Here is a 5,070-nt window from a genome sequence, read left to right as displayed (position 1 = left end):
TTGACAAACTCAAGTCAAGCTTTGAAGCCATGATCTGCTTAGCGCTTTGCGAGATCAGCTTTAGGAGAATCGATTCGTCAGACAGAGCCTAGTTCGACACTTCGATCACCAGGGGTTAGCTCAACGACCCGTGCTCCCGCCTTCGGTTGCTCGCTGTCTGCTTCCTTTGCCACCTTACCTTGCTCCACCACCAATTCGCCATCGATGAAAAAGCGATACGCGGACGGAATTTCGTCAATTTTTAGCTTCACACTGCCCATAGGCCTGCGATCAAAATGCAAGGTTAGGCGATAGGTTCCGAAGCTGTTGCCTTTCATATGGAAGCCGTTAGCCTTGTTGTTGTGCCATTTGCCAGGTACGGCGGGTAATGCTTTAATGTTGCGCCATTAAAACTACTTAAAAAGCAGTTGGAGTATCAAGCTATTTTGTTCTCAGACTCTTCTTCCTTAAGCTCAAAATGAAAATTGAGCTTCTTGAAGACTGCAAGTAAATCTTTTTTCTTGAGTGGTTTGGTTAGAAGTTCATTCATCCCTGCGGCTTCAACCTTAGCCCTAGTTTCCAGTAATACATCGGCAGTCAAACAGACTATTGGAACCTCTGCTATTTCTGGATGCTTTCTTATAAGCTTAGCTGTTTCAATCCCATCAAGAACAGGCATCTGAAGGTCTAGCAGAATAAGGTCAGGCTTCAGCTCTAAACACCGATTGTAAAGCTCTTGACCATTTACAAAAATCTCTACATGAAGATTAAATTTGTCTAAACGTTTTTGAATAAGGAAACGGTTGATGTCGTTATCATCCGCAGCAAAGACCGTATAGTGTCTTCCTTGCTCTGAAGTGAAGGATTCTTCACCCTTAATCTCTCTAAGGGTACTGCTTTTTTCAATGGGTAGTACGATCTTGAATTCGGTCCCCTTCCCCCATTCGCTACTGACCTGAATACTTCCCTTCATATGCTCAACCAAACTTTTCACGATGCTAAGCCCTAAGCCAGAACCCTGCTGAAAAACTTTCTGTTTATCTATGACTTGATGAAATTCCTGGAAAATCGTCTTTAGATTCTCTTCTTTGATTCCCACACCCTGATCTTTAACAAGAATTGTAAGGACATTTTTTTTATAGGAGCACTCAAGACTAACCTGCTTGCCAGAATCGGTAAACTTAAAGGCATTATTCAGTAAGTTCACGATGATCTGAGTCAGCTTTGCCACATCTATGGTAATAAATATATTCTCTTCTACTTCAAGGCTCTTCACAAATTCGATTTTCTTATCCATGGCAAAGATAGACATTTGTTCGTAGATAGACTCCAGTAGCTCCTTAAGATTGACTTCTTCTGGTAGCCAAACGACTTTCCCTGAGGTAAATTTCGTATAGAAAAGTACGTCATTTAAGAGCTTTGCCAGGTGATCGCTCGAACGCCCGATATTTTTCAAATATCCAATTGTCTCAGCATTCTCATCCTTCCGATCGATCAATTGCTCTTCAGCTAATTCCACAAAACCAGTAATGGCATTCAGGGGAGTTCTGATTTCATGACTCATCTTGGCAAGAAATTGCCCTTTCGCCTGATTAGCAAGATGCTCTTGCTCGATCGCTTTATTTAGCTCAATCTGAGTAGAGTTTAGTTTTTCGACCTTATCTGCTAGTTCGTTGGTCCTTTGATCAACTTTATGCTCTAGGTCTTGGTTGAGTGCACGAATATTCTTTTCAGCAATATCTAGTTGAAAGAAAGACTGGGTGAATCGATAAGCAACCAGTGTTGATTGAAAGAATAGTAGGGAAAAAGTTCCTATATGGCTCCACTCTTCTCCTCCGATGCTTCCCATCGCTCGAAAAATATCATGCATACCAGCAAACACAAAGATAAGAGCACCACAAATAGATAGGACGGCTCCGTTTCTCCTTCTCAAAACTGCGCGAGATAGCAAAAACAGTAATGTCACACCAGAAGCTACTGTGGTCAGCTGAATAGGAAGCAAAAGCCTTGGATAAATGAGAGAAGACGTAGTGAGAATAATTGGAATAAAAACGCAGTATGGCAGGCAAATCGTCAAGACAAGTTTGTGACTAAACTCCTCTCTGAATTGACTTCTCATAAAGAGAAAAAATGAGGGAGTGATAAGAGCAAAACCTAGATATTCGAAAAACGGTCCTAAATTAGAATAGGATTCTGGCGGAAGGATTTGAAATAGGATCTGAGATGGGCCTGTAAAGCTTGATCGAATCCCAATACTCATACAGAAAATGGCAAAAAACAGAGAACCTCGATTGGACCTCCTGATAGCCCAAAGAAAAAGATGATAAAAAGACATGATAAGAATGGCACCAAGTACCAGAGCATCTTTAAAATAGGTGTCTTTCACTCGGGACGCCATTACAGAAGGCTTGGCAATCAATATGCTCCTGTGCTGCCCACCAAAGTAGTGGTGAAAGTTTGAGATCTGCATCGTCAAAGTATTCCAGCCTTGCCGAACCTGGACGAAAATAAGCTTATTGTTGGCTCCGATTTCCTCATCTTCATAGGTTTTTGCAACTGTACCTTGCTCAAACATGAGCCTTTCGTTGATCCAAACCTTTCTCGCCGAAGCTGTTGTCGGAAACTGCATCGCCACGGTCATTTCAGCGGGAAAATAGATTTCTTTTTGGTAAGTTGCAAAACTAATTCCCCTATCTACAGCCCAAGGCTGGCTCACAGAGGTAATATCAGGTTCCTGCTTGTTTCCTGTCACCTGATTAGGATCTAAAAGGGTCTGCCAGAAAACTGACCAAGGTCCACTGACTTCGACAGGCTTTTCCAACTGGAGCAGTTCACCTGACAACCTGCACCGATGCTCTTGAAGGCAAGGACTTTCATGAGACAAAGCTTGCCCATTAAGAAACACTCCAAGCATCAATTTACAAATCCAGCGGCACTGCAATCGAATAGCTCCGACTTTCTAATTTTCCCCTATATTATGTTTCGGCAGCAGATCGATTGAAAACTAGGCAAAATCATTACAGCTATAATCCTAATTCTCACACTGCGCCACAGACGTGGCTTTGATTCACCCTTAAGAAGGAGCCAATGCTGGATAGCTAAATAATAGAATATGGCCAAGATTGACCAAGAAATGAGTTAGAATCGCTGCTTCTAGAGATTGACTGCGGTAGTAGGCCAAGCCATAGACACCACCAGCAACTGTGGCCATAAAAACGTAGGTTAACCCACCAGCAAAGTGAGCCAACCCAAAAATCACAGCCGCCATAGCTATTCCCCAATACTGACCATTTTTTAATCTGCAAGAAAAAAAACTGATCAGAGAGGTTTGAATATAGGCTCTAAAAAATAGTTCCTCACTGACGCAAGTAAACAATAAGTTTTTATAGGCCCAGATAGGCAGAATCTCTGGATACTTTGGATTAAACCTAACCCAAGATACTAACAGTGACAGAGCAGCAATAAAGAGAAAGACAGGAATCGCAAAGAAGATACCTCTACTTAAACCTTTGACTAAGCTTTCGCGGTTGGCCTTTAGTCCAACAACAAGGATAAGAATCCAAGCGGCAAACTGCTTGTCCAGATTAAGATACATCGTATAGGGAAGACTGTCAGGAGCCAGGCGCAAGCCATCAACCACTTTCAAATTTTCAAATCCAGGTACCACATGCATTGATAATGCTAAAACTAAAACGATAAGAAGCAAGTGACCCAAACTTTTGGGAAGCAGCTTCACCCTTGAATTAGAAAAAAACCAGCCTAAACCGACACCAACGGCTATAATCAGTAAGCCAAGGCCGGAAACTCTCCCCTGGTAAATTGCCAACCCCAGGGTCGTCACAGCAATTAGGTAACTCCCATTGAGTCCATAAAACATCCCAATTGTTGCGAAACCAACTAAGCCAAATAAAACAATATCGAACCAGCTCAATGAACACTCCCTCAGCCCGCGGGTAGGTAAAACGAATCATGAAATTCGGATCTCTGATTTTTACAACTATTACATTATGGCATAATTTTGTGGGAATCCACCCACCTAGTTTCCCGTTGTTTCATCTAGGCTAAGAAGGTTGACGATAATTAGGGGAATATCGTCATGATTATCATCAGTTAAATTGTTTCCAGGTAATAGGAGACTACTGGCTTTACTAGTAAAAGCTTTCGTAGACATGTTCTTCTTTGGTCAAAAATTGACCCTTGGGCGGATCTGATCCAAGGCCAACATGATTCAGAATTTTAGTGATAGCCTCAACCTCCATTATGGCAGCGATCACTCGCACCCTTCCACCACATTTGGGACAGGTGGACAGCTCTATGCCAAAGGTCCGTTTTAGTAGTTCAGCCCACGGAATATATCTGGATGCCGATGAATCATCAGATTCGACCTCAGCTTCACCATCGTTCTTACATTCTTGCTGGAGATCACCCTGTCCGCAAGACCCGACTACTGAACCGCCAACAATCTTAGGGCTCAGTTTACTATGAGAAGAAAGACAACCGTAGTAGTTCACTTGATGTTTGTATGGCGGTGGGATCATCGATGCTAATTTCTCGATGAATTCCATAGGGGAAAACATGACATGAGTCGCCCCATCATAGGAGCTTTTCAGTTCGTAGAGGATATTGCCATTTTCATCGAGGCTTATACGCTCATGAGACACTGGGCCACGACCCAAGTAACGAAGAAGCTTTTCTAATCGATCTCTTTCATGGGCCTTGATTGACGTGGCAGCATGGATCGAAAATCCGTTCATCGACACACAACCATAAGATTGACTTTTCCTCCTCATATCCGAAGCTACTGCCTATTCTTCGCACCTTTAGACCAGCCCTTGATCCCAAAGCAATCCGGCTGGAAACTGAAGCTCTCTTCATGTGAGACAATGCCTCATGCTCTTCATAGCTTCCATCACCGATATAAACCTCTTCACCGTCTTCTGATAAACGTCCCATCTTCCGCAAATACTTGATCACTCGGCGAGAGACTCCAGGCACTACGCAGGCCAACTCATCGTTTTCAATCCCTGGAATACGAGTGAAGATTTGGCTACCACCTTCTTCTGTAGTGTAAAGACCATCCAAGACCAGAAG

At 42.9% G+C, this 5,070-nt stretch carries 5 protein-coding genes; all 5 read right to left on the bottom strand.

All coding sequences use genetic code 11. The features are described 5' to 3' along the window. Nucleotides 1-77 precede the first annotated feature (77 nt). Nucleotides 78-317: a hypothetical protein gene (locus B9N89_RS31030; RefSeq protein WP_143478321.1), complete on the bottom strand. Its 240-nt coding sequence runs from the start codon at nt 315-317 to the stop codon at nt 78-80. Between the two features lie 98 nt (nt 318-415). Continuing rightward, entirely contained in the window at nt 416-2,893 is a 2,478-nt protein-coding gene (locus tag B9N89_RS31025; protein WP_132326472.1) for an ATP-binding protein, read from the bottom strand. Nucleotides 2,894-3,052: 159 nt separating this feature from the next. Beyond that, complete coding sequence (locus B9N89_RS31020; protein WP_132326474.1) at nt 3,053-3,910, bottom strand: CPBP family intramembrane glutamic endopeptidase; 858 nt, start codon at nt 3,908-3,910, stop codon at nt 3,053-3,055. Nucleotides 3,911-4,127: 217 nt separating this feature from the next. Further along, nucleotides 4,128-4,733: a transposase gene (locus tag B9N89_RS31015; protein WP_159455769.1), complete on the bottom strand. Its 606-nt coding sequence runs from the start codon at nt 4,731-4,733 to the stop codon at nt 4,128-4,130. Further along, a partial coding sequence (locus tag B9N89_RS31655; protein WP_200820829.1) for a hypothetical protein occupies nt 4,687-5,070 on the bottom strand: 384 nt, incomplete at its 5' end. The genes B9N89_RS31015 and B9N89_RS31655, both read right to left, overlap by 47 nt.

The organism is Pseudobacteriovorax antillogorgiicola, assembly GCF_900177345.1.
GTDB lineage: Bacteria > Bdellovibrionota_B > Oligoflexia > Oligoflexales > Oligoflexaceae > Pseudobacteriovorax > Pseudobacteriovorax antillogorgiicola.
Note: the sequence above shows the minus strand (reverse complement) of the source record. Positions and strands in the feature narration are given on the sequence as shown.